The following is a 26,000-nucleotide window of genomic DNA, read 5'->3' as shown; positions in this document are numbered from 1 at the left end:
GCTGAGTCAAGGCCATCGTCGAAAGGCGGGCGGAACTGGTTCCGCCCGCCTTTCGTGCGTCCTCACCGATAAGCTGGATGGCGGCAAGCACTACCCGCATGCGTCCTTCCACGGCAGCAAAGCCGGATCCGTGCCTGCACATGTCCTGAGCCCGCTGACCCCGGAGCCCCAAGGACCATTGTCTTCGTGCCGCTAGGGCGCGACGGCTACTTTCGGCGCTATTCCTCGACCCACCTTCTCGAATGCCAGAGCAATATTCCGAAGCGGCACCACGTCCACCAGGAGATCGCCCAGGTCGGGTCGTTCCTGGAGAATGCGGAGGGCAAGCTGATAGTCAGCGCGATGTGAACTGTAGCTGGTGATGACGTTCAGTTCCTTGCGCACGGCATCGTTGGCCGCCACCACCGGAGGGGAGCCGTACAAAGCGACCACCACGAGACGGCCCAGGACAGACAGCTCGCGGACGGCGTCGTCCAGTGCCGCAGCGGCGCCGGCCGCTTCGATCCAGACGTTCGGCCGGTACCCGGGCGGCAGCTCCGCCACCAACTCAAGACCAAGCTGTGCCGCCAGTCCGGAGCGTGCAGCAACGTCGCGTTCCGGCCCCTTGAGTACAACGCGTGCGCCGAGGTGCTTGCACACCAGAGCCGCAAGTATGCCGATCGTGCCGGGGCCGCTGACCACCACGGCGTCGGCATGCGTGACGAGTCCGCGGCTGGCCACGGCCCGGGCTGCCACCGACAGTGGTTCCGTGAGAACCGCGGTCAGCGCAGGTATGTGTTCAGGTACCGGGATCAGCTGCGCAAACGGGATGCGGACAAAGCCGGCCGCCCCGCCGTCCTGTGAGAGGCCCAAGGTGAGCCTGTGGGCGCAGCCGTTGGCGTACTCCGATGCGCAGGCCGGGCAGTCGCCGCAACCAGACTGCGCCACCGCGACAACGCGTGTCCCGGGCGCGATTGCTGACGATCCGTTTACTCGGACCACAGTTCCCACTATCTCGTGTCCCAGCACGGTGCCGCAAGGTACCCAGTCGTACCCGTCATCGCCATTCCAGATATGCAGGTCGGATCCGCACAGTCCGCAGTACTCGGTCCGGACCAGGACCTCGCCAGGGCCAGGAACTGGGAGGTCCTGTTCGAATACGCGAATGCTGCGGGGCTGCAGGGAAGTACGGACAGCGGCGGGCGCCGACGTCGGGAGGGGCAGCGACTTGGTCGATATGCTCATGATGAATCCTTCCGGAAACGAAAGTTCCCGGCGCGCCATGGGCGACGCCGGGAACGTAAGGCGGGAAACGGGCGAGCTTTGGCTAAATCTGATCCAATGGGACGCCTTTGTTGTTTTTCCAAGTAAGAACGACAGCACTGGATACTGCTGCGACAGCGATGACGTAGACGTTGAATATCCAACCGGATCCGATGGAGTACAACCATGTACTCAGGTAGGACGCCGTTCCGCCGCAGACTGCAACGCCCAGTGAGATTGAGACTCCGAAGATGCGGGTGCGGTATCGTGTCGGGATCTGCTCGGAGATGGCGGCTGGTTTAGACCCTGTGATGAACGCAACCAGCAACAGCCCGACGGTCTGAGCCACCAGCAACGTCCAGGGCTCACTCGACATCAAACCCCATAGGGGGAAAACGGTGGCTGCAATACCTACCAGGGAGATCAGGGTCGTTGCCTTGCGGCCCCAGTGGTCCGAGATCCATCCCGAAACCGGCAGGAACGCAATGTACACCACTTGTGCGATCACGCTCATGAAGAAAGCCTGACCCGGATCCATCCCCTTGACGCCAATGGCATAGATCGCCGCCGAGGTCACCCAGGTGTAATAGGTCAAAGTGGAGCCTGCCTCGTACAGGAACAGCTTCACCCCGGCCTGGAAGACTTGACGGGGACTCCATGGCGTCACCGCGCTGCCGCCGGGGGCAGTGGCCACGTGCTCGCTTTCCATCATGCCCCGGCGCAACCACAATGCAGCCACAGCGAGCAAGGCACCAGCGGCGAAGGGTAACCGCCATCCCCACTCCATCATTTCAGTCTTGCTGAGGACGCCAGTAAGGAGTGCCATGAAGAAGGTGGCGAGTAGGGAACCGGAGCCTACGGCTATGAAGACTGTGCTGGACCACAGGCCGCGTCGCTTGGGCGGGGCAATCTCCGCGATATATGCGTACGACGTCGTTGCCTCTCCGCCGTGGGCAAAGCCCTGGACCAGCCGTGCCACTAGCAGCAGGAAGGAGGCCCAACTGCCGATCGACGCGTAGGACGGAATCAGGGCAATTCCCAAACTGGCACCGGCCATGAGGAACATGGTGGTGAGCAGCACTTTACGGCGCCCCCATTTGTCCGCCAGGGGACCAAAAACGAGTCCACCGATGGGCCGCATTAGAAAGCCGACGGCAAAGACAGCCAGTGTGCTGAGCAGTGACGACATCGGGTTGCCGGAGTTAAAGAGACTGCCCGCTAGGTACACGGACGCAACCGTGTAAATGGTCCAGTCGAACCATTCGAGCAGGTTACCCACGCCCGTGGCGAGCAAGGATTTACGTTGAAGCCGGATGCGTCCGGGGGCTGTCTGGGGTTGGGCTGGGTTCTGCTCAACAATCGTCATTGAATGCTCCCGCGTTGGAAAGCCACGCGCAGTGGCTTGACTCGGTTGATACCAAGCACGAATTGATTTGTGATGCCGCAGCAGCGGATCCAAATCATTCTGGTACTTGGAGGGTGCCGGAGGGGCACGCCATCTAGGATTAACATCACCATGCGGACTTCTTGTCTGTCAAGTGATAACTTAGATCGCAACGAGGCAGAGAACTGCGAACGCGGCTCATCAACTTTTGGAGGAAAATCATGGAGAGAAATCTTGAGGGCCGGGTGGCCCTCGTCACAGGAGCTAGCAGCGGAATCGGTGCCAGCGTAGTCCGCCGGTTCCTCGCAGCCGGCGCCCGGGTACATGGCGTAGCCCGTCGGCAGGAAGCCCTGAATGCAGTAAGCCCTGAACATCTTCTCAGCGGACAGTTTGTGCCGCATGCCCTGGACGTCTCGGACACGGCCGGGGCCCGCGCCCTCGCCCAGCGGCTCTCAGTCGAGGATCCCATCGACACCCTCATCTGCGCGGCCGGCACTAACGTTCCGCGCCGGCGCTTCGCGGAGCTGGACGACGAAAGCTTCGATCACATCATGAAGACCAACGTCTACGGAGTTTTCACCCTTTTGTCCGCCACCCTGGATCAGTTGCGTGAAAAGCACGGCGACGTCGTCATAATCTCGAGCATTGCTGCGAGCTGGCCGGACCACAGTGGGGCAGCGTACGGGGCGTCGAAGTCCGCGCTGCTGGGTCTCGCCCGTGGCGCCTCCCGGGACGAGCACGGTAACGGCATCCGGGTGTGCAGCATCCTGCCTGGCATCGTAGACACCCCCATCCTTGACCTGCGTCCGAGCCCGCCACCCCGGGAGGTCAGGGACTGGGCAGTCCATCCGGACGATGTTGCCGAGGCCGCCTATTGCGCCGTTAGCCTGCCACCCCGTAGCAACATCGCCGAGATAAGTGTCGTGGCCACGCGGCTGCAGTCCCTGGGCAACACCCAGGCAGCGACGCCGGAGCTGCCCCTTAGCATGCGCAGCTGAGCACCCGTTGGCCAGGTGTGCTCATACTTTCACGCGGGTGGATCTGGCCATCGCCCATTTCATGCGCCCTAGGCGCGAAACCAAGCACTGGATGAAGGAAAATAATGTCCATAACCCATAACCGAGAGGACGCGGTGCTGGATTCCGTCCCGACCGGCCTGCTGATCAACGGGCAGTGGCGCCCGGCCGCGTCCGGTAAGACGTTCGAGGTCGAAGACCCCGCCACCGGCAAGATCCTCATGGCCATCGCTGACGCAGGAGTCGAGGACAGCCTCGCGGCCCTGGACGCGGCCGCTGCCGCGCAGGACTCCTGGGCACAGGTCCCGGCCCGTGAACGCGGCGAAATCCTGCGCCGCGCCTTCGAAATGGTCACCGCCCGCGCCGAAGACTTCGCCCTGCTCATGACCGTGGAAATGGGCAAACCACTAGCCGAGGCCCGCGGCGAGGTCACCTACGCCGCCGAATTCCTGCGTTGGTTCTCCGAAGAAGCCGTCCGCACCTCCGGCCGCTACTCGGTCTCCCCGGACGGCAAATCCCGGCTCCTGGTCACTAAGAAGCCCGTGGGTCCCTGCCTGCTGATCACCCCGTGGAACTTCCCGCTGGCCATGGCCACCCGCAAGATCGCCCCCGCCGTGGCCGCCGGCTGCACCATGATCCTCAAACCCGCCAAACTCACACCACTGACCTCCCAGCTCTTCGCCGCGCTCATGCAGGAAGCCGGACTGCCCGCCGGTGTCCTGAATGTCATCCCCTCCACCACCGCGGGCGCCACCACCGGTCCGCTGATCAAGGACACCCGGCTCCGCAAGCTCTCCTTCACTGGATCCACCGAGATCGGCCGCCGCCTGCTCGCCGACGCCTCCGAAACCGTGCTGCGCACCTCGATGGAACTCGGCGGCAACGCCCCGTTCATCGTCTTCGAAGACGCCGACATCGACGCCGCCGTCACCGGGGCGATGCTGGCCAAGCTGCGGAACATGGGCGAGGCCTGCACGGCCGCGAACCGTTTCATCGTCCACAAGTCCGTGGCAACCCAATTCATCGAAAAATTCGCCGTGAAAATGGCCGACATGACGACGGCCCGCGGCACGGAGCCGGAGTCCAAGGTCGGTCCCCTGATCGATGCGAAGAGCAGGGATAAAGTCCACGAACTCGTCACGAACGCCATCGACTCCGGCGCCGCCGCCGTGATCGGCGGCCGACCCGTGGACGGCCCAGGCTACTTCTACGAGCCCACCATCCTCACTGGCGTCACCGAAGGCACCCGCATCCTGTCCGAGGAAATCTTCGGACCCGTCGCCCCCATCATCACCTTCACCACCGAGGACGGGGCCGTCCGGCTCGCGAACAACACCGAGTACGGCCTGGCCGCCTACGTCTACACCCGCGACCTGAACCGCGGCATCCGGATGGGCGAACGCCTCGAAACCGGCATGCTCGGCCTCAACACCGGCGTCATCTCCAACGCAGCCGCACCGTTCGGCGGCGTCAAGCAGTCCGGTCTGGGCCGCGAAGGCGGCCACGAAGGCATCGAAGAATACCTCGACACCCAATACATAGGCGTAGCTGACCCTTACGCCAGCTAGTTCAGCGGAGAGGCTGCACAAGCCGCCAGGGTCTCCCACGCTCGCAACGGGGAGCCCCTGGCTTTCTCTGTTCCTGGTAAGAATCCCACGTCCGAATCACGACGTTGATTCTCTTCACGAGGCCCGTTCCGTGTTAAACAAACGACGTTGAGTGACGCTCAAATGAATCGTTTCATCTCCCCGTCGCCGGATGGTCGTACCGCTTCGATCGCCGTATGGCCGATCCGCCTGTCAGGCCGTGTCGCCAGTTCCTTCCAGTTGTTCGAGTTCTATCCACCCTAGAGATCCCGCGTCCGCGCTTCTGTCAATCGTGCCGCCTTGCTCCCGCACCTCCATGAACCACCAGAGGCAACGTCATTCTGATCCCCATCATCGCTGGGCGGCTCCTGCACGCAACCAGGGCGCTCTGCGCCGCTCACGATCCAAAGTTGCACTCCGGACCCTCAAAGCCAGCGGTGACTCCGATATCAGAACGACGCCGAAATCTGACAGAAACATCGGTGGCGTCAACGGAATCAACCGAACCAGGACGGCCCCCGGAAGAAGAGTCCGGATCCCACACACCTGCACTCCATCGACGGATCGTGCGCCATAGCCTCGGATACCCGCGGAGACGTTCCCGCTAAACGGGAACGTCCACCGACACCGACGATCCGTGCCGCAAAGTCATGTCGCCTGCAAAAGAGACCTGCATGAACTGGTGAAGGCAGACCCATGAGGAAGGGATCAAAATGCGGGTCAAAAAGCCGGCGTGCACAAAGGTGTGCACAATGTGCACACGCCCTTTGGCCGGACAAACACGCGATGAGCGGCCTCTACCTGGCTCGCAGAAGCAGCAATCCGAGGGTGATCCTCGAAGAAAGTTCCGCTTGGTCATGTCGTCACCACAATTACTGGCCATGAATGAGTGAAGGCCAACAACTGGCGGCCGGAAAGAGAAAGAAAGGACCACCGTACCCCTAGATTCCGGCAGGCGGAGGGCCCACCAGCCAGGGTCCTGACCCCACCACCCACACAACCGAATAGGCGACCGCGGCGCCAGGCACAGACCGCGGACCACGTCAGAGGGACCCGACCAGGGTCAATGTCCACACATTAAAGCAAAAACCCCTCTGACGAGGGGTTATGCGTGCCCGAGGTGGGACTCGAACCGGACTCCAGCCCTTGCAAACACTGGGAAGTCCCGAAAACATGCGGAATTCGACCCAGTCCGCCACCAGTACGACCTGATCCAAAGCCGAGAGTGTGCACATTGTGCACACCCTCTTTTTGTCTACTTCGGCGACCCCAACCGGGCTGCTAGACGGCCGCACAGGCAGGGCGGGATTCCGGTCGAACACGATGCGCAGGGGTCCGGAAACGGACCGGCGCCGGCTAAGCATCGTAGTACGGTGCGGCCCTTTTGTTGGAAACCGACGAACATCCCGGGGCACGAGATGGGGTGGCCAACCAACGACGACTTCTGGTATCACCTCACGACGCTCTTCCCTCCAATCCCTCCCCGCGGCTGGATGGAGCTGCGTGTCCTCGACGCGCTCCCTCGCACCGCGCGCTCCGCGGCTGCGTTGGCGGTCGCGATCATCGGGCAGTCGGGCGTGCGAGAGGAGATTCACGAGCGACTCCCCGACACGAACGGCCCTTTGGCTAGACGCAGCCCGGCACGGTCTACGCCACCCCGAGCTCGTCCAGGCCGCACAGACCCAAGTGTCCTCTCCTCCTACGCCGAGCACGTTGCCGACTCCCGTCAGCACGTCGACCTGCTCCAATCGTTCCTCGACGAGTTCACCGCCCACCACCACAGCCCGGGCTCCCGCACATCGATCCAGTTGCCCATCGACCTGACCGGCCCCAGCCCACGCCCTGAGCCCCTTCGACGCCCCGACTTCGTCCCGGGCGTAGAACCAAACCTCGCCTGCATGCAGTGATACCGGACGCTGAGGCACTGCTCTAGACTCTTGGCCGGTCGAGCTCGCCCGCTTGCACGGGAGCTGCCCTGGGCACCTCCGCGTCTGCCGGAACCCGGCGGTCTGTCTCAAGGTAATCGGCCGACGAAAACCCGGAATCCCGCGGTTTGGGTCGACTGCAGGAACACCCCTACATCTATAGGCGCAGCCGCAAGTCCCGGCTAGGCTACACCTCAGAATGGCACGTACTCCCGACACCGGTGACGTGAAGGGCAGTGCCTACTAACTGCGGCCGTCCGGGGGGATGTCAATGGCTCAGGAGCATCATGATGATCTGATAATGCAGTCACTGCTGCTTGATGAAATTGGGCAGTCAGTTATTGGCATGGACGAGCAGTGGAGGATTACGTACTGGAACCGCGCGTCGGAGCGGCTCTACGGGCTCCGCCCCGGGGACGCGCTGGGGATGAAGATTACTGATCTCGGAATTATCGGCGGAGCTGAGCCGCCAGGGCAGCGGGCCACCGTTCAGGAGATCGCGGAGACACTCGCCCATGGCCGGGACTGGGCCGGTGAGCTCTGGATGCGGCACCGTACGGGCCGTGACTTCCCGGTGCATGCTACGGTCAGCCCGATTCGCGGCCGGCACACGGTGCCGGTGGCGGTGGTGGCCATTTCGAAGGACATCACGGACCGTAAGCACAGTGAGGCGATCCTGCGGCGGCTCTCAGCGATGGTGGAATCTTCAGGGGATGCGATCATCGGCGCTGATCTCACCGGGGCTATTACGAGCTGGAACGCCGGGGCCACCCGAATGTTCGGCTGGAGTTCCCGGGAGGCTGTAGGGCAGAGCTACCGCCTGCTGACTACCCGTGATGCGTCCGGTTTCGACAGTGACGTCGCAGCACGCATTGGCGGCGGAACGTTCGTCACCGGGGTGCACGCGCGCTGGCGCTGCAGGGACGGGTCGTTGATCGACGTGGAGCTGACCGTATCTCCTGTTTATGGTCCGGATGGCGCCCAGGTGGGTGCTTCAGCGATTGCCAGGGACGTCACCGAGATTCAGCGGCTGAAGGCAGCAGCTGCGGCCGAGCGTGAACGACTTCTGGCCGCCCAGGAGATGGCCCACGTCGGAAGCATCGAGTACATTGTGGCAACCGGTGAGACGTGGCATTCGGAGGAGTTTTCCCGGATCATCGGACGGGCGGATAACGCATTGGATACCCGCGAGGCGATGCTGGGGCTGACGCACCCGGAGGACCAGGACCTGGTTCGCCAAGTGTGGAAGAGCCTGGAGAACGGGGCGGACTCCGCGGATTTTGAATACCGGATCCTGAAGGGGGACGGCGAGCTGAGGTGGCTGCATTCACGGATCCGGAGCGCTAAGAGTCCGGACGGCAGACCTCTCCGGTTCCTGGACACTGTCTTGGACATCACTGAGCGGAAGAACGCAGAGCAGATTCTGGAGTGGCGGGCCCGCCATGACGCCCTGACCGGCCTGCCGAACCGATACATGGTCACCGAGGTACTCCAGGGCTGTCTGGACCGGGCCTCCCGGCCGGTGGTGATGTTCGTCGACGTGGATCGGTTCAAACTGATCAATGACGGCATCGGCCATGGAGCCGGTGACACGATACTCATACTGCTGGGAGAACGGCTGAAGGCCGCGGTGAGAGCCGGCGATACGGTGGCCCGGTTCGGGGGCGATGAATTCGTCGTGGTCTGCGAGAACCTCCTGATGCGTGGTGCCAAGGTGCTGGCTGAACGGATCCGGGAATCCACCCGCCTTCCCTTCGAGGTCGACGGGCGCAGGATTTACCTGAATGTCAGCATCGGCATCGCATTGGCGGGCGCGGAGGACACGGCCGAATTGATGCTGCAGGGAGCAGATTCTGCGATGTACCGGGCCAAATCAGCAGGGGGTGATTCCTCTGCGGTCTATGACGTGCGGATGACCGGGAGTGCCGCAGGTAGGCTGGACCTTGAATCCGATCTGAGGCTGGCCCTGGGCCGCGGTGAGCTCTCCCTCAACTACCAGCCAATCATCGAGATCGCCACCGAAACCCCTGTCGGTTTTGAGGCGTTGCTGCGATGGCACCATCCGGTTCACGGTTCGATCCCGCCTGATACGTTCATTCCGGTTGCCGAGGAGACGGGCCTGATCCTCCCCATTGGCACGTGGGTCCTGGAGGAGGCCTTCCGCCAGGTACAGGAATGGCGGAGGGAGCTGTGTGGCGCGGAGAACTTTTCCGCGGCAGTGAATGTTTCCGGTCGCCAGCTCGTGGCGAAGGACTTCCCGGATCTTGTGGAAGCGGCCATCCTCGCCGCCGGCATTGACCCAGCTGCGGTCCACTTGGAAGTCACTGAAACGGTGCTGATGGACCAGCCGGACCTGCCCAAGGAAACCCTGCACCGGCTCTCCCGCCTTGGCGTCGGGCTCTCCATCGATGATTTCGGCACCGGGTACTCATCCTTGAGTTATTTGAAGTGGCTCTCAGCCCGGACATTGAAAATAGATCGCACTTTCGTTGAAGAACTCGGAAACGACCCTCACGGCGCGACCATTATCGAACTCGTCCTCGGCATGGCCGGAAGCCTGGACCTCGGGGTGATAGCGGAAGGGGTGGAAACCCAGGACCAGCTTTCCGAACTTCGCCGTCTGCGCGTACCCCTCGCCCAAGGCTTCCTGTGGAGCAAACCCCTGCCGGCTGAGCGTGTCCCGGCATGGCTGGCGGCGGCCCTTCCCGACGCAATCCTTCGTCGGGATTCCCGATAGACAAGTCATCAAAGGCAGGGCCGTCGGCAGGATCTCCTGCAGAACGCCCGTCAACGCATCCGCAGCTCAGGGGACCATGTTCGGCCGGAGGAGCATCTTGCCCTGAGGATAACGCTTGCTCCCGACAAGGCTTCCGGGGTTCCGTGCTGCGGAGCTCCCTCCGAACTGGAAGAGCGCTATGCCCGATACGTACAAGTGCTGCGAAGAGTGCCTGCCTGCATCACTAGTTCCAGAGGACGTCGCCAGTGAGGAAAGCGCCCCGGGTACCTTCAGCTGGACATCTCTGCCGACCATCGCCTGATATCTTCCTTGCTGAATCTAGCGCCCGGAATGGACCGGCGTAACTCCTGAGCAACGATCTTCTCCACCACAAACAATGGCCGGCCGCCCAGGGCGGACTCCAACCGGGTGAGAACGTCATCGAGTTGGACCGCCAGCGAACTGAGGCGGTCGTTTTGCGGGGTCGCATGGTCTTCGTCCACGTGCCGGCATCCCTTTCGTGTTGGGCGCTTCCGTTTCCGGCCGCCGTGTTGAGTGTTGGCTCAGGTCCCTGTCAGGACGGGATGCCGGGAAAGACCGCGGCTGCCTCCACCGACAATCCATGCGGGTGTGCAGACCTGGTACCGTTCTCATCGGGCCATGTCTCTACGCCAGGCCGCGGCCTTGTCAGCTGACGTGAAGTACCGTGCCGGGCAGGGCAGGGAGTTGCCGGCCAGAAAGAATTTGGCCATCACGGCGTCAACCGGTGATGACCCCAGCAGGGCGATCCGGGTGGCCGGTCCCGGACGAGTAAGAACCTTCCGCGCTCTGCAACTTAGCCAAACTGGCGCGGCCAAAGTGACAAGCAGGGGATAACGTTGGCTCCCGCATATCTTCCGGGCCGCTGTCATGGCGGCGAGGGCATCTTCCTCGTTGATGGACTGACCGGGGGCCCACCGCAGGTGGAGAATACCGGCTGCCAGTCCGATTGTGCCCTTGGTTTCCCCAATCAGGACCTCCGATTCCTCCACCCCCCGCACTGCCTTCAGACTCATTTCCGCCGGGAACCAACGAAGGTCAACCGGCCGAGAATAGCTACGATATAACTTTACACCTGAGTCACTAAAATGTGACACAGAATAAATCTTCAGCTCAATGCCGGTTGATAATGGGATAAATCATCTGCTTCGCCATGCGAAAAGCCGACCGCAGCCTGTACGACTCGAGCGGCGTTTCAAGCAACACCCCGCAGGATGTTGGCGGTGACAGCGTAAACATATTTGAACAATGTTCATTCTGCGATGCGGGGAAAGGTTACACAAAGCCGGTATGGCGTTGTAGCTTGGAAGATGAGGTTGATTTCTTGTCGGTACTGGGCTGATAGGGAAAATTGGCCCCGTAACAAAGTGGGGGCCATGAGTGATTTAGGCGTGGCTGTCGTCATTGAAGACGACGATGATATGCGGAACCTTCTGGAGGCGGTGCTCCTTCAGGCAGGGTTCGAGGTGCACTCGGCCTCGAGCGGCCGCGAGGGAGTGGAAGTCGTTAGGGATAAGCAGGCGAATATCGTGACATTGGATGTTGGCCTGCCGGACATCGACGGCTTTGAAGTTCTACGGCGCATCCGCCAGTTCAGCCACGCCTACGTGATGATGCTTACCGGCAGGACCGAGGAGCCGGACGTGTTGACCGCACTGCATGCCGGAGCGGACGACTACATCACCAAACCGTTCCGCCCCCGGGAAGTGCGGGCCCGGATCGCAGCCATGATGCGCCGGCCGCGGCACAACCCGACCGGCAAGGAGCCAACTTCGGCAGCACCGGCACATTCAACCGTTGCCGACCGGCGCGAGGGCGTCCTGCAGCACAACGGGCTGTCATTAAACTCCAAAAGCCGGACGGCCGAGCTTGCAGGGGAAGCGCTGGAGCTCACGCGAAGCGAGTTTGATCTACTACACGACCTCCTGTGCGCCGCCGGGGCGGTGCGTGAGTATGACAGTCTGATCGGAGCCCACTAGGACGGCCCGAACGGTACCCACCAGCCGGACATGCCGAACCTAATGACGGCTTGAATGGTACCCACCTGTGAACGTTGATCCATCCAGTGTTGGATCGACGACGGGAGGGCCGGGATGGGGTCAAGAGTGGAGTTGTTCGCGCAGATTCGGAGGGATGCCCGGGTGGAGGGCGCGTCAATCCGGGAGCTTGCCCGCAGGCACCAGGTGGCGCGGAAAACCGTGCGTAAGGCGTTAAGTTCCCCGGTCCCGCCAGAGCGTAAAACTCCTGTACGGTCCTCGCCGCGGCTTGATCCTTATAAACCGACGATCGACGCCATGCTCGTCGAGGACACGACGGCGCCGAGGAAGCAGCGTCACACTGCCCGGAGGATTCTTGCCCGGCTCATCGAGGAGCATGGAGCGGACGAGTTGTCGTATTCGACGGTGCGTGACTACGTTCGGGTCCGCCGGGCGCAGATCGATGTGGAGGCCGGCCGCCGGGTTGAGGTATTTGTTCCTCAGGAGCACGCCCCGGGCGCGGAAGCGGAAGTGGACTTCGGTGAAGTCTGGATCGTGCTGGACGGGGTAAAGACGAAATGCCACATGTTCATCTTCCGGCTTTCTCACTCCGGCAAAGCCATCCACCGGATTTACCCCACCCAGGCCCAGGAAGCGTTTCTGGAAGGCCACGTCGAGGCGTTCAACGAGATCGGCGGCGTGCCGGTCAAACATATCCGCTATGACAACCTCACCAGTGCCGTCAGGGCCGTGGTGTTCGGTCAGGGGCGGAACCGCCTGGAGAATGACCGGTGGGTGTTGTTTCGCTCGTTCTATGGATTTGATGCCTTTTATTGCCAGCCAGGTCTTGCCGGCGCTCACGAGAAAGGCGGGGTCGAGGGCGAGGTGGGCTGGTTCCGCCGCAACCGGCTGACCCCGATGCCCGTGGCGAGGTCCCTTGATGAGCTCAACGACTGGATCCGGAGCCGGGAGGTTCAAGACGATCAGCGGCGGATTGATGGCAGGATCCGCACTATCGGCCAGGACTTCGCCGCCGAGCGCCCGTTCCTGGCACCGTTGCCGGCCGACGAGTTCGATCCCGGTCTGGTGTTGAACCCGAGAGTGGACCGGTCCTCAATGATCACCGTGCGGATGGTGAAGTACTCGGTGCCAGCACGGTTCATCGGTCGGCGGGTCCGGGTTTCATTGCGGGCATCCGAAGTTGTGGTGTTCGACGGCCGCGCGGTGGCGGCCCGGCACCAGCGGATTATTGCCAAGGGCGGGCAGTCGGTCCAGTTGGACCATTATCTGGAGGTCCTCAAGACCAAGCCCGGCGCTTTGCCTGGTTCCACTGCTTTGGCCAGGGCGCGGGAGTCGGGTGCTTTCACCAGCGCCCATGACGCCTTCTGGTCTGCCTCGCGCAGGGTCAACGGTGATGCCGCGGGGACCCGTGAACTGATTGACGTCCTGCTGCTGCACCGATCGATGGAAGCCGAAGACATCGAGGCAGGGATCACCGCAGCCCTTGGAGTAGGTGCCGTCAGTGCCGACGTCGTGGCGGTTGAAGGCCGCCGACATGCCTCCAGCATCCCTGCTGGTGGGTCCCGTCCTGACCGTCATCGCGGTGCTCATGCTGAAGCGAAAGTGCAACGAGTTGTCAGCCTGACCCAGCGCCGGCTGATGGACCCGGCGGCGGTCATCGCCGGGCTCCCTCCAGACAAGCGGCCGCTCCCGGCGATCAGCGCCTATGACGAGCTGCTGGCCAAACGCACCGAACACTCCGCAGGAACCGCGTCGAAGGAAAACATCTCATGAGCCCCACCGCACCGGCCACCACCATCACCCCAACCCTGCGACGGCGCCGCGGTCTGACTGAGCAGGCCGCGGTCGCGGCCGTGGACCAAGCATGCCGCCGATTGCGCCTGCCCACCATCCGGGCGGTTCTGGACGAAGCTCTGACCGTCGCGGGGAAGGAACAACTCTCTTACCAAGGCTTCCTGGCCGAGCTGCTGCTGGCCGAATGCGATGACCGGGACCGTCGCTCCTCAATCCGACGCGTCAAAGCCGCGAACTTTCCCCGGGATAAATGGCTCGGTGATTTCGATTTCGACGCGAACACGAACATCAACCCCGCTACCATCCATACCCTCGCTACCGGCGAATGGATTCGAAAAGGTGCACCGCTATGCCTGATCGGGGACTCCGGAACCGGCAAATCCCACCTGCTTATCGGGCTGGGCACCGCCGCGGCGGAGAAGGGATACCGGGTCAAATACACTTTGGCCACCCGGCTCGTGAACGAACTCGTCGAAGCCGCCGACGACAAAGTCCTCGCCAAGACCATCGCCAGATACGGCCGAGTGGACCTGCTCTGCATTGACGAGCTCGGCTATATGGAACTGGACCGGCGCGGCGCCGAACTCCTCTTCCAGGTCCTCACCGAACGCGAAGAGAAGAACTCCATCGCCATCGCTTCCAACGAGTCGTTCTCCGGCTGGACCAAGACATTCACCGACCCGCGCCTCTGCGCCGCGATCGTTGACCGGCTGACGTTCAACGGCACCATCATCGAAACCGGCACCGATTCCTACCGCCTCGCCCACAGCCTGACAAGGAACGCGCACTAAAAGGTAGCCGCGGCCGCCCGCCCCACGAACACATAGGTTGTCGTTGACCACTTCATGCCGCGCAACAGGACAGTTTGGAGACGTCAGTAGTGAAGGACTGGGCTGCTATCTTGATGCCTTCGGCCATGGTCAGATAGGGGCTCCAGAGATTCGCGACCTGATCAACGGTCATCCCGGCCTCCAGAATGTAAATCCCTGCGGCGGCGATGTCCCCGGCGTCCTTACCCACGACAGTGATCCCTACAATCCGACCCGTGTCCGCGTCGGCAACGATCTTGATGAAGCCGCGGGTATCACGGTTCACCAGCGCGCGAGGGATAAATTTGAGCGGCAGAACCCGGCACATGCACCGGATCCCTGCCTGGTTCGCTTCCTTGTCCGTCATCCCGACAGCGGCCAGGGCAGGGCTGGTAAACGTGACCCGGGGCAGGTGCCGGTAATCGACCTCACGCCCGGCACCCTCAAAGGCGTTCTCCACCATCAGGGCCCCGTGCGCGGCGGCGACATAAACGAACTCCGGGTGACCCGTCACATCACCCGCGGCCCAGATCCTCGGATTAGTACTGCGAAGGCTCCCGTCGACCAGGACTTCCCCGCGGTCCCCGGTTTCAACGCCGACCATGCAAAGGTTCAAATCCTCCGTGACCGGGCGCCGGCCTGTTGCCATGAGCAGGCGCGCGGCCCTGAATTCCTCGTTTCCTCCTGAGACGGAAGCATCCACGACCACGTCCCCCGACACCTCATCGGTCCGGACCGAGGACGCTGTCGCTCGACGGACGACCCGGATACCCTCATCGGCGAAGACACCGGCGAGGGCATGCCCGGCTTCAGGCTCTTCGGCCGAGGCGAGCTTGGACCGGACCAGGATGGTCACCTCCGTGCCGAGCCGGGCGAAAAGCTGCGCCTGCTCCAGCGCCACATACCCGCCGCCCACCACCAGCATCGAAGCGGGAACGTCCTGCAGCTCCATCGCACTCGTGGACGTCAGATAATCCACCTCGTCCATTCCCGGCACTTCAGGGATCCAGGGGGTGGAGCCGGTCGCGACCAGGTAGTGTTCCGCGCTGACTGTCTCGGTGGTTCCGCCCGGGGCGGTGATGTTCAAAACCGGTGCGGCTGCGGTTCCGGCGAACACCGCCGTCCCCCGCTGCAGGTTCCATCCATAGCCCGCGGCGAGATCCACATACTTCTCTGACCGCATGGATTCGACCAGTGAGCGCTTCCCGGCGACCAGTTCGGGCATATCCACCGGCTCTGCGGAGGTGCTGATACCGGGGAACCGTCCGGAAGCATCGAGGGCGACATGGCGGGCTTCCGCGGCGGCCAGCAGGGCCTTGGACGGGATGCAGCCCGTGTTCACGCACGTGCCTCCCACAGTGCTGCGCTCCACCATCAACACCCGCTTGCCACGGCTGGTTGCCCGGATGGCCGCAGCGAAAGCAGCCCCGCCGGAACCGATAATGGCCAGGTCATAATCGAAAGATGCTGCCGACACGAGGGACTCCTGAAGATGGAAGGGAAGCAGCCGCCAGCACACCTGTTGCTCAACCGACCGCCATGTGCAGCCTTCAACCGAAGACCAGCTCTGCATCCCATTCTCAACCTTCCCCTACACTGGAATGTCAAGGAATCGCCGTCCTGGCCGCCTGCTAAGAAATGAGTTCATGATGCGTATCGGTGAGGCCGCGGCAGCGGCAGGGATGACAACCAAGACGCTGCGTTTCTACGAGGACAGCGGGCTTCTCCCGGCAGCGAAAAGATCCTCTAACGGCTACCGGGACTACCATGACGACTCCGTGGCCAGGCTCGAATTCATCCGCCGCGGACGGGCCGCAGGCCTCGCCCTGACCCAAATACGCGAAATTCTTAGCCTCCGTGACGCCGGAGAAGCCCCCTGCGCCCACGTCCAAGACCTTCTCTCCAACCAGCTGGCCGAACTGGACCACCAGATTTCTGAACTAATGGCGCTGCGATCCATCGTCGCCGGCCTTCACGCCACTGCCGCGTCCGGGACCGACGCAAGCTGCGATCCCGAACAAATCTGCAGCTACCTCTGACGCACTACTCCGCCAGACGCCAGCTTCCAACAACCGGGACCCCGGGTATCGTCCCAACCCGCGGCAGTGTTTTCACAGACCCAGAAACCACGCCAAGAACCCCTAGACACCCTCACAACATCATCCCCGGACGTCCGACGGGTGGGTACCGTTCGGGCCGTCCTAGTGGGCTCCGATCACGTTGACACAATCAGTGCGTTCAAGAACAGAACTCGTACGTGTGGTACGGGGTGATTTCTACAGCCAGGACACCTACATCAGTGATTCAGACCAGCGCGCCGTAGAGGTGCACATCGGAAATCTACGCCGGAAGCTCCGCGAAGACCCGGAGTCGCCCCGGTGGCTGCAAACCGTCCGTGGCATCGGGTACCGCCTGGCGCCCGACGCGGCGCGGCGGGACGGCCGGTCATAAACCGGTGACCGGCGGTGCCCATTTGAAAATGCCGGCATCAAGCATGGGGCTGAGCTGGAATTCTATACCGGCGCCTGCACGGACCCCATCCTCCGGTCGCCACCGATCATGGGGCTGGCCGTGAGTATCCCGGGTATCAGGTCGGGTGGCACGGTCCGGCAGGTCGCTCCAGGTACCGCATGGTGACGTTCGTCAGTTTGGTCCACCAAGCCGGCTTCGCCATGTACTACGTCGTCAACATTGGATTTATGTCGGAACAGTAGGTTCGTCGCCACACCGCGTCAGTGTGCGCGGACGTGTGTGGGTTGAGTTCCGGTCTTGCCATGTGGCTGGCTGTGAATAGAGTGAGCAGTGGGACGAAGTTTTGATCATCCGCGGGATTCGCGGCAAAGGTCAGGTTGAAGCCGGGGGGCATCATGGGAACAGGAACATCGACCAACATTGCAGCGGGAGCACAGGAAGAGTCTCTCACCACGGATCTTGCCCATCACGTGCGAAATAAATACTTCGGTGACCTTACCCAGCGGCGAAGCATGCTGCTCAGCCAACTTCCGCTGACTGTGGCGCTCCTGTTGGTCACTGCCATTCTGGCGGTCGTTAGCCCGCACATTCTCGGCACTACTTCGTTTCGGTCGGCTTTATTCCTGGCCCTGGCCATTCTGGCCCTGTGTGCCTTCCTTCCGTGGAATCTCCTGCCCCCGGGAAGCTTCGTGGTTGTGCCGCTGCTGGATTTTGTGGTCGTTGCACTGGCGCGTGAGGTCGCTGCCGACTCCGTCACAAGCCTGGGGCTTCTTCTGGTGTTTCCGGTTATCTGGCTGGCAGCCGCCTTAGGCAGAAACGGTGTGCTCCTAAGTGCCGTGGGAGCGGTCATGGTCGTCGCGGTGCCGCTGCTTGTCGGAGTTTCCGCCACCCCGGCCGATGTCGTGCGTCCCTTCCTGCTCCCGGCGATCATGACGGTCATTGCCTTGGCGGTCCATATATTGGTGAGCAGCATCGCCAGTCAGGAAGCACGGCTGAAGGCGAAGGACGCAGAGCTTCGCAGGTCTTATGAGGTAAGCCTGGAACGGCAGCGGTTGTTGGACACCATGCTGGAAACGGTGGGGGTGGGCGTACATGCCGTGGATGCCGCGGGCCGCGACATTTTGATGAACGAGCAGCATCGCCGCAACCGCTCGCTGGCCGCCCCGACGGGCGAGCCCGAAACCGCCGAGCCGGATCTGAATATCCTTGCAAACGACGGTATTACCCCCGTTCCCGCTGAGTACCGTCCCGTCGCGCGCGCGACCCTTGGCCAGTCCTTTTCGGACTACCTCATCCGCGTCGGTGCCCCGCCAAATCAGCGTGTTCTGTCCTCGACGGCACGGGCAATGAAGGACAGGGACGGAAACTTCGCGGGATCAGTCCTGGCATTCGGCGACGTTACTGACCTGGTGAACGCGCTTGCCCTCAAGGACGACTTCGTGGCCAATATTTCGCATGAATTCCGGACTCCGCTGATGTCCATACTCGGCTACCTGGATCTGGTGCTGGATGGCGAGGAGGAAACCGCGGGGCAGCATGAACTGTTTCTGGGGATGGCCCAAAATAATGCTGAGAAGCTGCTGAACCTGGTGTCGGGGCTGCTCACCGTCTCGTCAGATTCAATGGGCGTCCACCCCCAAAGAATGGATCTGGGGGATCTGGTTCGAAAGTGTGTTGTCTCAGCGAAGCCGCGGGCTGACGGCCGGTGGGTGACAATCGTGAATGAAGTCTCCCGGGCTTTCTGGATCACCGCTGACCCGGAAAGGCTTGCCCAGGTTTTGGACAACCTCCTGACGAACGCCATTAAGTACTCCCAGCCAGGGGATGTCGTGACCGTTCGGGCCTGGGAGACCAACGACCAGGCCTGCTTTTCAGTCACCGACACAGGCATGGGCATCAGCGAACAAGACCTCCCCCACATCTTCACCCGTTACTACAGGTCCAGTCGCGTTCGGGAATCTGCAATGCCCGGCGTTGGGTTGGGACTGGGCATCGTGAAACGAATCGTGGAAAACCACGGCGGCAGCGCCACTGTAACCAGCAAACCAGACCTGGGCAGCACATTCACCGTGAGCCTTCCCAGGGCACGCCAAGACCAGGATCCTCAACAGTGTCCCGCGGAGGGACCAGCCAATGTGGACACCGAACGAGCACATTGATCCGGGCGGAACCTTGCGGAACCCAGCACGCTGCAGTCCCGTCAAAGGGACAGCTGGCCGGACCGCAGTCGTGCACAGCGAGGGGCCTCAGCGCATGAGACCCGGAAAGCGGAGTCGAAAGGCAAGGCGGTGCCGTTAGTAAGGAGAAAGGTGCCACCGCCGCCAAGGCGGAGGAGAACTGTCTCCCCCAACGAGTCGGTGACCGCCTGCCGGTCGACCTGGCGACCACAGCCTGGCTGGGTTGCAAGGCACGCGGGTGCTTTCCCCGGCCCTGCAATTAGGCAGGGACCTCAAGCTGGCCGCTAGCGGGCTCGTACCGGTCGGGGACCTCTCCTGATGCCCCGCTACCGCGCGGACAGGGCGGCCACTACTACAACGGCTGTAACAACAGCCAGGGCCGCCAGCGCAAGGTATGCAGGCCATCGCGGGCCCTTGCGGTGCGGATTGATGTCGATATAAGGCACGGCGGGGTCCTATTTCCCGATGCCGGAGGAGGCCGCGGCTTTCCGCTTTGAATGTCGCAGAATCATCGCATGGGCGCATACCGCCACGATGAGCGATACGGCCATGAATATGGCAAGAGCGGTGACGTAGCGGAGAAAATCCACAAGGGAACCTTTCAAATTGGAAGAACGCGCTGATCGTAGCGGGAAACGGCGCCACTACACAGTCAAGCTCAGGATGACCGCGCAAAAGGCTCAATATTTGCTCACGATTGCAGGTAAGAAATCCGGGGCGGTTCCGGGTCCTGAACTCACGAGGCAGGTGACGTTCTCCGGCGGCGGACCGGCGCAGCAACAGGACCGCGGCGTGTATCGCCGCGGGCTGGCGGGAAGATTGAGGCTTCCAGCCGCGTGGTCTTCACCTGTGAGCCTTCGCTGTGGAGTTACGGCGGGGCTGTCTGAGTTGGCCTATAAGGCTTTTTTCATAAATGAATAAAAATAGGCAAAAGGATTCGTTCCTTGTAGCTTGGAAATGCGGCATGAATACCGCGGCGGTGCTGGGCCGCCGCAGCATGCCCGGGCGAATAGGGGTGGTCGCCGTGAGCGATTTAGGCGTGGCTGTCGTCATTGAGGACGACGCCGACGTACGCAATTTATTGCATGCTGTTTTCCTTCAAGCGGGATTTGTTGTCCACAGTGCCTCCTCCGGCCGGGAGGGGGTGGGCGTTGTGAGGGATAACCAGCCCAATGTCGTGACGCTGGATATCGGCCTGCCGGATATTGACGGGTTCGAGGTTTTGCGGCGGATCCGGCAGTTCAGCACCGCGTATGTCGTGATGCTCACCGGCAGGACTGACGAGCCTGACCTGTTGACCGCCCTTCATGGCGGAGCCGATGACTACATCACCAAACCGTTCCGCCCGCTGGAGCTTCGTGCCAGGATCTCGGCCCTGATGCGCCGTCCACGGCAGGACACCTTCGGCGGCGAGCCGGCCGCATCGGCGGACCGGCCCGCGGCTTTCGAAGCGCCGGGCACGCTACGGCATAATAGCCTCGCGCTGAACGCCGCGAGCCGGACAGCGGCCCTTGACGGGGCCCCTGTTGAGTTGACCCGCAGCGAATTTGACCTCCTTCTTGAGTTAATGCGCGGAGCCGGAGCAGTCCGGTCCAGGTCTGAACTGGTTCGGGTTGTGCGTGGTGACTACTACAGCGAGGATGCCTATATCAGCGAAGCCGATGAGCGGGCGGTTGAGGTCCATATCGGCAATCTTCGCCGCAAACTCCGGGACAACGCGGAAGAGCCACGCTGGCTGCAGACTGTCCGCGGTGTGGGGTACCGGCTGGCGCCGGAAAGAGCGGAACGGACCGCCGGACCGTCATAGTCCTCTCCCTGGCGGGCAGCTTCCAGCTAGATTGCCTTCGTGATGTAGCGCGTCCGTAATTCGTTCACTGTGGCCGCGCCGTAGCCGGCAAACGTGTCCAGCAGCGCCCGTCCCGCGGGGAAGTCCCCGTTTCGGATGCAAGTCTCCAGGGACTCCGCGAGCCGGGACATCCGCGCCCCTCCCACCATGGCCGAGGAGACTTTCACGCTGATCACCGCATCAAGGGCGGCGTCGCGGTCCTCGTCCTCTATTGCGACCACCAAGGCACGTTGCCGCTGGTCCCACAGCCGGGCATAGTCACGCGCAAAAGCCAAAGGGATTGCCGGGCCGCCTAACTGGTCCTCCATGTCCAGGAGGACCTCGGGATCCAGCCACGGCGGATCGGCCTGCGCGTCCGTACCCTGCTCCGGAGGGTCGCCGAAGGACGTGTTCCCGGATGGAACACGGTCCGAGCCTTCGACTCCTGAGGATGCAATGGACATGCTCTAACGCTAGTTCCCTAACTTGTGAAAAGGCCTGTTGTCGGCTGATCTTGTGGAAAGCCTTGGGCTTCCTTGATGAACGGAGCGGCCTGCTCGCCCGGGGTTCCCGGAGCCGATAGTGGCTACCCGGGTACAGGAAAGTGATCAACTCCCCCGGCCGGCCGGCCGGGCGGTGGTCGGCCGGACCGTGATCCGGCAGTCGTTCCCAGCCGGTGATCATGTTCGTGCCGGTGACGTTATCTCGTGGGGCCCGGTGAGCGCGTCTTGATCAAACCACGAATCCCACTCCCTGCGCTGAATGGAGGGCCGGCCGAGGAAGTACCCTTGGCCGGAGGACATCCCAAGGCCCATGACAGCGGTCAGCTCGGCGTGTGTCTCGATGCCTTCCGCCACCAGGCTGGCTTGGATCCGTCGGGCGAATTCGACCATCGCGGCGCCGAGGGCATATTGGCCGGTGTCCGCGTCAATGCCGGCGATGAGGCTGCGGTCGAGCTTGATGATGTCCGGCCGGAGATGAAGGATATGGCGCATGGAGGCGAAGCCGGACCCCGCATCATCTACAGCAAGGCGCAGCCCACACTGCCGAAGGGGATCCAACGCCGCGGCCAGGAGCCCGTACTCCTCAACGGGAAGCCGTTCGGTGAGTTCAAGCACCAGCCGGCCCAGCGCTACCCCGGAGTTCTCCAGGAGGCCCGGCAGGCGCGGGTCCAGGCAGGCAGCCGGGGAGATGTTCAGAGCTATATAGAGGGGCAGGGGAAGGTCTTCAGCTGCCTTGAGCGCTGTCTGCAACGCCGCGAATTCAAGCTCCGCCCCCAACCCGATTGCCGAGGCCTCCGCGAACCAGTGCTCGGCGCTGAAGCTTTCCTCGCTAACGAATCGGGAAAGCGCTTCGACACCGATAATTCGCCCGGTTTCCAAATCGTGGATCGGCTGGAACGCCGCCAGCAGGCCCTGCCCGGTAATGATTTCCGTGATGAGTTCCCTGCTGCGCGTGGCAGCGGCCTCCTGCGCGGAAGCGGATGTCAGGAGACGGCTGGTCCCCTCGAACCCGGCGGGTTCACCGCCGGCAGTGAAGCGGGGCCTGCAGGATGTTTCCACCCAGACCGGGCTGCCATCCCGGTGCCGGCAACGGACGGTGATAACGGAGGATGGGCTGTCAGGTTCCTGCGATGCCAGAATTGACGAACGTGCCCGGTCCGAGTCCTCCTGTGCCACCACCGTCGTGGTCGGTTGCCCGATGAGTTCGGCCGGCTCATAGCCCAGCAACGACGCGCTGGCCCGGCTTGAGAATGTGAAGATGTCGCGGTCGTCCACAGTCCAGAGCCATTCCCGGCTGGTGCACAGGACCGTATCGATCAGCTCCGCGGCGTGCTGGTGGCCTTCCTTATCCCCGTGGTCAGCCCGGACGTAGCGGATGGCTCCGACGACCGCGGCAGCGGCCACGATCAGTGCCACGCACGTCGCCGGAGCCTGAAGAGCCGGGTGATGAAACAACCGCGAAGGGGTAAGTATCAGGGCGGTAGCGACGGTTAGTGAGAAAGCGAAATTCAGCCCGAAAAGACAGGCCAGGAGGTGGTTCCCCGGCAGTCTTCGGCGACCGTCAGGGATCCGCCCCTGAGAGCGTGAGAGGGAAGCGAAGGCCACGACCGGGGTCGTCGGACGGGAGAATCGGCCCCGGACACCGCTAGCGGACGACACCGGAATCCTGACGGAGGGCACGGCGGGTGCCTTCGGCCGGCGCGGCGGCCTCGCGTCGCCTGCGTCTGCGCCGGGCCAGCAGCATAAAGGTAGCGGTGCCCAGGACGACCAGGATCGCGAGGGCTATCGCCAGGATGGGCAGCCAGTCGCTTCCTCCTGCCTGGACGGGGGCGACCGGTTCTCCGGGTCCCGCATCAGGGAAGGTGATCGGAGCGGAGGCCTGGCGTTCCAGCAGGCCGCTCTTCAATCGTATCTGGGCGGTCCACGGGCCGTTGGGGAGTTCCCGCGGGAGGGTGAGGGTGACGTCCTGAATTTTGCCGGGCGCGACGGTGACCGCTTGCTGCACAGCAAACGGCCCGGCGGAAAGGCCGCCCGGTCCTGCCGTGAGGCTGAGTTCGCCTGCGACGTCGAGGGCGCGGCCGCCGGTGTTCGTGACCAGTGCGCTGAGCTGCGGGTTGCCGGCGGCGTCCCGGCCGGGGGTCAGGGAGGTGATGGTGAAGTCGGCCGGTTTGCCGTTGCCCGGCCCGACCGAGAGGTAGATGCGGATGCCGACCCTGTTGGCCTGGACCACGCCGCCTTGGTTAGCGGAGCTGCGGACCTCGGCCCAGATAGCGCCGTATTGCTCGCCCTCCGCTGCGTCGGCCGGGACCTTGATGGTCACGAGGATCTCAGCGGATGCACCTGAGGCGAGGTCGATCTGCGGCTTGGCGACGGTGGTCCACGTGCTCAGGTCGTTCCCGGCGCCGGCGTCGTCGCCGATGAAGGATCCGCCGTCGATGTGGGCCGCTCCGGAGTAGAGGCGTACGGACTGCGGGGACCCGGTGTTGTTCTGGACCTGTACCCGGCGGCTGATCTCGCTGCCGGGTGCGAGCCGGTCGATGACGTAGCTCCGTGCCCGGGGATCGTCTTTGGTGCTCGCCGGGATATCCAACAGCCGGATGCCGATACCGGCAGGCGACGGGGCAGGTGTGGCCGTCGCCGGTTCTGTCACGGTGGCCGCCGTAGCAGCCCCGGCCTGGGAGAAGGCGAGGAGGATCATTACGGACACTGTCATCAGGAGACGCAAAGCAGGACCTCGGTTATGTCGGAAACGTTAGGTGGAATGCAGGCGGTGGCATGTGCGGGGGTGCCCGCCCCGGTGGCGGGCACCCCCGCACGGGGTGCGTTTCGCTGCTGTCGGAACTAGAGGACCGAGTGGGTCAGGGTTGCCGTGTAGGTGTCGGCAAGCGCGTCCGCCGGCGCAGTGAAGCTCAGGTCGGCGTCCCAGGCTGCGGTGTTGTTTCCGGAGACTCCGGTTGCCGCCTGGACCGTCTTGGCAGTGGCGAGGCCCGTCTGGGCGCTCGGCGTCACGGTGGACGTCCCGGACTCAGCTGCTGTACCGGGGGTATACGTCGCGGAGGCCGCCGCGATGACGGTCGCCGTGTTGGTACCCACGAAGTCGCTCATGTTGACCTGGGCGTCCCAGCCCTGCACACCGGCGCGCAAATCCGAGACCGTCACGGTGCCAAGAGCTGCGCTGATCGGGCTGCCCGGAGCCACGGTGCCGAGGTCGGCGCTGGCCGGCGCGGAGATCGTCAGCTGGCCGGCCGGAACCGTGACGGTTGCGACCGTATCGGCGGCGGACGCGGGAAGGGCGAGGGAGCCGACCAGTGCGGCGGAGGCGGCGATGACGAGTGATACACGGGTGATGCTGCGCATGGTTTGAGACCTTTGCTGTGATTGGAAAAACGCTGGACATGGCCGGCGGAGAACCCACTGCACTGCACCTGCTTCTGTCGATATGCAACGGCATCCGCAACAGGTATCCCCCCCCGGTCATTCCAAGCTAACCGCTCCCCCGCCCGGTTCCTCCATTCTGTGGAGAAACTGGGAGAGCCTTCAGACGAAGGGGAGAAACTTGCGGAAAACCTGCGCCTACAGGACGGCGAAGTCCCCCAAGCAGGCCAGTAAAGCGGAAAAGTACTAGCCCGCAGCCGCACGGCCACGTCTGCGGTTTTCCGATCGGGCCCCGTCCCCGGCATCAAAGATTGCCGGAGTGGGCAGGTATCAGGGCTCGGGCCCGGGTACCTAACGTCCCGCTTTCATATCGAAGTCGAGTACCGGCAAGTGTTGTAGCGGCTGAATCCCGGATGACAGCCTGAATCAACAAGGTCTCCAGGGATCACTCTCACGGTTGCAGACAAGGAATTTGCGAAGCACTCGGACTGGCACGCCAGCCGGGTAAACGAACGACGGGGCAAAGATGGAAACCAACACCCGGCCGATGCGGCAGCTAGGGCAGGCCACTCGGATCCTCCGCCCTGCACTGGCCTTTGCCACCTCCGCGGCCATCGCGGTGGCCACGGCGCTGCCCGCTCCCGCGGCGGACACCCTGGCCACCGTCGAAGTCTCAGCAGGTTCCCTCGCCATCAGCTCCGCCTCGGAATCGGCCACTCTGGATGTCGTCCAGCCGGGCGCCGGGGCCTTCCTGCCCCTCGGCGGCACCACGGTGACCGATAACCGCGCCGGCACTGCCGGGTGGAGTGCCACGGTAGTGCTTACCGACTTCACCGGCGCGAGAACCCGGGCCACGCTCTCCGCCACAGTAGCCACCTACATGCCAGCCGCAGCCATCTCCACGGGCGTCGTGACCGTGAGGGCGTTCACGACAACCGATCCGACAATCCCGAAGGTCATTCAGACCGCGACAAGCGTCATCGGCAACAACACGGCAACCTGGCAAGCGGGGTTGAGGGTCCAGGTGCCCGCCGCGGCGGTTGCCGACGTCTATACAGCTACGCTGACGTACTCCGTTTCCTGAACAGGGCCGCAACCCCGGTCACCGGCGCGCAAAGAGACGTCGTCACGGGGCAACGA

The 26,000-nt window shown here is 63.1% G+C and carries 18 protein-coding genes and 2 pseudogenes; 11 read left to right on the top strand and 9 right to left on the bottom strand.

All coding sequences use genetic code 11. The features are described 5' to 3' along the window. Nucleotides 1-192: 192 nt before the first annotated feature. The gene (locus ARTH_RS09090) at nucleotides 193-1,224 is read right to left on the bottom strand and encodes a zinc-binding dehydrogenase (RefSeq protein WP_011691645.1); all 1,032 of its coding nucleotides are present in this window, start codon (nucleotides 1,222-1,224) and stop codon (nucleotides 193-195) included. An 82-nt stretch (nucleotides 1,225-1,306) separates the two neighbouring features. Continuing rightward, on the bottom strand, nucleotides 1,307-2,608 hold the full coding sequence (locus ARTH_RS09085) for an MFS transporter (protein ID WP_011691644.1): 1,302 nt from the start codon (nucleotides 2,606-2,608) through the stop codon (nucleotides 1,307-1,309). A gap of 239 nt (nucleotides 2,609-2,847) precedes the next feature. On the opposite strand from ARTH_RS09085, the gene ARTH_RS09080 reads away from it, so the two are divergent. The 3 genes from ARTH_RS09080 to ARTH_RS09065 all read left to right on the top strand — a co-directional run bounded on the left by ARTH_RS09080 (nucleotide 2,848) and on the right by ARTH_RS09065 (nucleotide 9,890). After that, entirely contained in the window at nucleotides 2,848-3,624 is a 777-nt protein-coding gene (locus ARTH_RS09080) for an SDR family oxidoreductase (RefSeq protein WP_011691643.1), read from the top strand. 104 nt (nucleotides 3,625-3,728) lie between these two features. After that, nucleotides 3,729-5,210 (top strand): NAD-dependent succinate-semialdehyde dehydrogenase, encoded by a 1,482-nt coding sequence (locus ARTH_RS09075; protein WP_011691642.1) that lies wholly within the window; start codon nucleotides 3,729-3,731, stop codon nucleotides 5,208-5,210. Nucleotides 5,211-7,499: 2,289 nt separating this feature from the next. After that, nucleotides 7,500-9,890 (top strand): EAL domain-containing protein, encoded by a 2,391-nt coding sequence (locus ARTH_RS09065; protein WP_232223609.1) that lies wholly within the window; start codon nucleotides 7,500-7,502, stop codon nucleotides 9,888-9,890. Between the two features lie 269 nt (nucleotides 9,891-10,159). Here ARTH_RS09065 and ARTH_RS09060 read toward each other — a convergent pair whose 3' ends face one another. Then, entirely contained in the window at nucleotides 10,160-10,372 is a 213-nt protein-coding gene (locus ARTH_RS09060; RefSeq protein ID WP_043429679.1) for a hypothetical protein, read from the bottom strand. 147 nt (nucleotides 10,373-10,519) lie between these two features. Further along, a complete protein-coding gene (locus ARTH_RS24540; protein ID WP_011691638.1) occupies nucleotides 10,520-10,924 on the bottom strand; it encodes a DUF7793 family protein in 405 nt (134 codons plus the stop codon). 360 nt (nucleotides 10,925-11,284) lie between these two features. On the opposite strand from ARTH_RS24540, the pseudogene ARTH_RS09050 reads away from it, so the two are divergent. The 3 genes and pseudogenes from ARTH_RS09050 to istB form a co-directional block, all read left to right on the top strand. Continuing rightward, nucleotides 11,285-11,881: pseudogene (locus ARTH_RS09050) on the top strand (response regulator transcription factor); the annotation flags it as partial. Between the two features lie 120 nt (nucleotides 11,882-12,001). Continuing rightward, nucleotides 12,002-13,678 (top strand): IS21 family transposase, encoded by a 1,677-nt coding sequence (gene istA, locus ARTH_RS09045; RefSeq protein WP_011691636.1) that lies wholly within the window; start codon nucleotides 12,002-12,004, stop codon nucleotides 13,676-13,678. Continuing rightward, nucleotides 13,675-14,490 (top strand): IS21-like element helper ATPase IstB, encoded by an 816-nt coding sequence (gene istB, locus ARTH_RS09040; RefSeq protein WP_011691635.1) that lies wholly within the window; start codon nucleotides 13,675-13,677, stop codon nucleotides 14,488-14,490. The genes istA and istB overlap by 4 nt, the downstream gene beginning before the upstream one ends. A 52-nt stretch (nucleotides 14,491-14,542) precedes the next feature. Here istB and merA read toward each other — a convergent pair whose 3' ends face one another. Beyond that, entirely contained in the window at nucleotides 14,543-15,985 is a 1,443-nt protein-coding gene (gene merA, locus ARTH_RS09035) for a mercury(II) reductase (protein WP_011691634.1), read from the bottom strand. 172 nt (nucleotides 15,986-16,157) lie between these two features. Here merA and ARTH_RS09030 point away from each other — a divergent pair, with 172 nt between their 5' ends. From ARTH_RS09030 to ARTH_RS09015, 4 genes and pseudogenes are all read left to right on the top strand, one after another. Next, on the top strand, nucleotides 16,158-16,547 hold the full coding sequence (locus tag ARTH_RS09030) for a heavy metal-responsive transcriptional regulator (RefSeq protein WP_031216440.1): 390 nt from the start codon (nucleotides 16,158-16,160) through the stop codon (nucleotides 16,545-16,547). 202 nt (nucleotides 16,548-16,749) lie between these two features. Beyond that, a pseudogene (locus ARTH_RS09025) lies at nucleotides 16,750-16,959 on the top strand (winged helix-turn-helix domain-containing protein); the annotation flags it as partial. Between the two features lie 416 nt (nucleotides 16,960-17,375). Then, entirely contained in the window at nucleotides 17,376-19,139 is a 1,764-nt protein-coding gene (locus ARTH_RS09020) for a sensor histidine kinase (RefSeq protein ID WP_011691632.1), read from the top strand. 1,042 nt (nucleotides 19,140-20,181) lie between these two features. Beyond that, nucleotides 20,182-20,964, top strand: coding sequence for a response regulator transcription factor (locus ARTH_RS09015; RefSeq protein WP_011691630.1), 783 nt, complete (start codon nucleotides 20,182-20,184; stop codon nucleotides 20,962-20,964). Nucleotides 20,965-20,990: 26 nt separating this feature from the next. Here the strand turns inward: ARTH_RS09015 and ARTH_RS09010 are convergent, their stop codons facing one another. The 4 genes from ARTH_RS09010 to ARTH_RS08995 all read right to left on the bottom strand — a co-directional run bounded on the left by ARTH_RS09010 (nucleotide 20,991) and on the right by ARTH_RS08995 (nucleotide 24,842). After that, complete coding sequence (locus ARTH_RS09010; protein ID WP_011691629.1) at nucleotides 20,991-21,446, bottom strand: Hpt domain-containing protein; 456 nt, start codon at nucleotides 21,444-21,446, stop codon at nucleotides 20,991-20,993. A gap of 216 nt (nucleotides 21,447-21,662) precedes the next feature. Continuing rightward, nucleotides 21,663-22,901 (bottom strand): sensor domain-containing phosphodiesterase, encoded by a 1,239-nt coding sequence (locus ARTH_RS24085; protein ID WP_052309665.1) that lies wholly within the window; start codon nucleotides 22,899-22,901, stop codon nucleotides 21,663-21,665. 229 nt (nucleotides 22,902-23,130) lie between these two features. Next, nucleotides 23,131-24,198, bottom strand: a complete 1,068-nt coding sequence (locus tag ARTH_RS09000; protein ID WP_156810648.1) for a hypothetical protein — start codon at nucleotides 24,196-24,198, stop codon at nucleotides 23,131-23,133. A gap of 128 nt (nucleotides 24,199-24,326) precedes the next feature. Continuing rightward, nucleotides 24,327-24,842 carry a hypothetical protein gene (locus tag ARTH_RS08995; RefSeq protein WP_011691626.1) on the bottom strand — a complete coding sequence of 172 codons (516 nt, stop codon included), beginning with the start codon at nucleotides 24,840-24,842 and terminating at the stop codon, nucleotides 24,327-24,329. Between the two features lie 544 nt (nucleotides 24,843-25,386). Between ARTH_RS08995 and ARTH_RS23090 the strand changes: the two genes are divergently transcribed. Continuing rightward, nucleotides 25,387-25,944, top strand: a complete 558-nt coding sequence (locus tag ARTH_RS23090) for a hypothetical protein (RefSeq protein WP_011691625.1) — start codon at nucleotides 25,387-25,389, stop codon at nucleotides 25,942-25,944. Nucleotides 25,945-26,000: the final 56 nt, after the last annotated feature.

The sequence above is a fragment of the Arthrobacter sp. FB24 genome (assembly GCF_000196235.1).
GTDB lineage: Bacteria > Actinomycetota > Actinomycetes > Actinomycetales > Micrococcaceae > Arthrobacter.
This window is presented reverse-complemented; position numbering and strand designations above follow the sequence as displayed.

Coding starts and splice junctions, on each gene's coding strand:
- ARTH_RS09090 (WP_011691645.1), bottom strand. CDS start 1,224: ATGAGCATATCGACCAAGTCGCTGCCCCTCCCGACGTCGGCGCCCGCC.
- ARTH_RS09085 (WP_011691644.1), bottom strand. CDS start 2,608: ATGACGATTGTTGAGCAGAACCCAGCCCAACCCCAGACAGCCCCCGGA.
- ARTH_RS09080 (WP_011691643.1), top strand. CDS start 2,848: ATGGAGAGAAATCTTGAGGGCCGGGTGGCCCTCGTCACAGGAGCTAGC.
- ARTH_RS09075 (WP_011691642.1), top strand. CDS start 3,729: ATGTCCATAACCCATAACCGAGAGGACGCGGTGCTGGATTCCGTCCCG.
- ARTH_RS09065 (WP_232223609.1), top strand. CDS start 7,500: ATGGACGAGCAGTGGAGGATTACGTACTGGAACCGCGCGTCGGAGCGG.
- ARTH_RS24540 (WP_011691638.1), bottom strand. CDS start 10,924: ATGAGTCTGAAGGCAGTGCGGGGGGTGGAGGAATCGGAGGTCCTGATT.
- istA (WP_011691636.1), top strand. CDS start 12,002: ATGGGGTCAAGAGTGGAGTTGTTCGCGCAGATTCGGAGGGATGCCCGG.
- istB (WP_011691635.1), top strand. CDS start 13,675: ATGAGCCCCACCGCACCGGCCACCACCATCACCCCAACCCTGCGACGG.
- ARTH_RS09030 (WP_031216440.1), top strand. CDS start 16,158: ATGCGTATCGGTGAGGCCGCGGCAGCGGCAGGGATGACAACCAAGACG.
- ARTH_RS09020 (WP_011691632.1), top strand. CDS start 17,376: ATGGGAACAGGAACATCGACCAACATTGCAGCGGGAGCACAGGAAGAG.
- ARTH_RS09010 (WP_011691629.1), bottom strand. CDS start 21,446: ATGTCCATTGCATCCTCAGGAGTCGAAGGCTCGGACCGTGTTCCATCC.
- ARTH_RS09000 (WP_156810648.1), bottom strand. CDS start 24,198: ATGACAGTGTCCGTAATGATCCTCCTCGCCTTCTCCCAGGCCGGGGCT.
- ARTH_RS08995 (WP_011691626.1), bottom strand. CDS start 24,842: ATGCGCAGCATCACCCGTGTATCACTCGTCATCGCCGCCTCCGCCGCA.
- ARTH_RS23090 (WP_011691625.1), top strand. CDS start 25,387: ATGGAAACCAACACCCGGCCGATGCGGCAGCTAGGGCAGGCCACTCGG.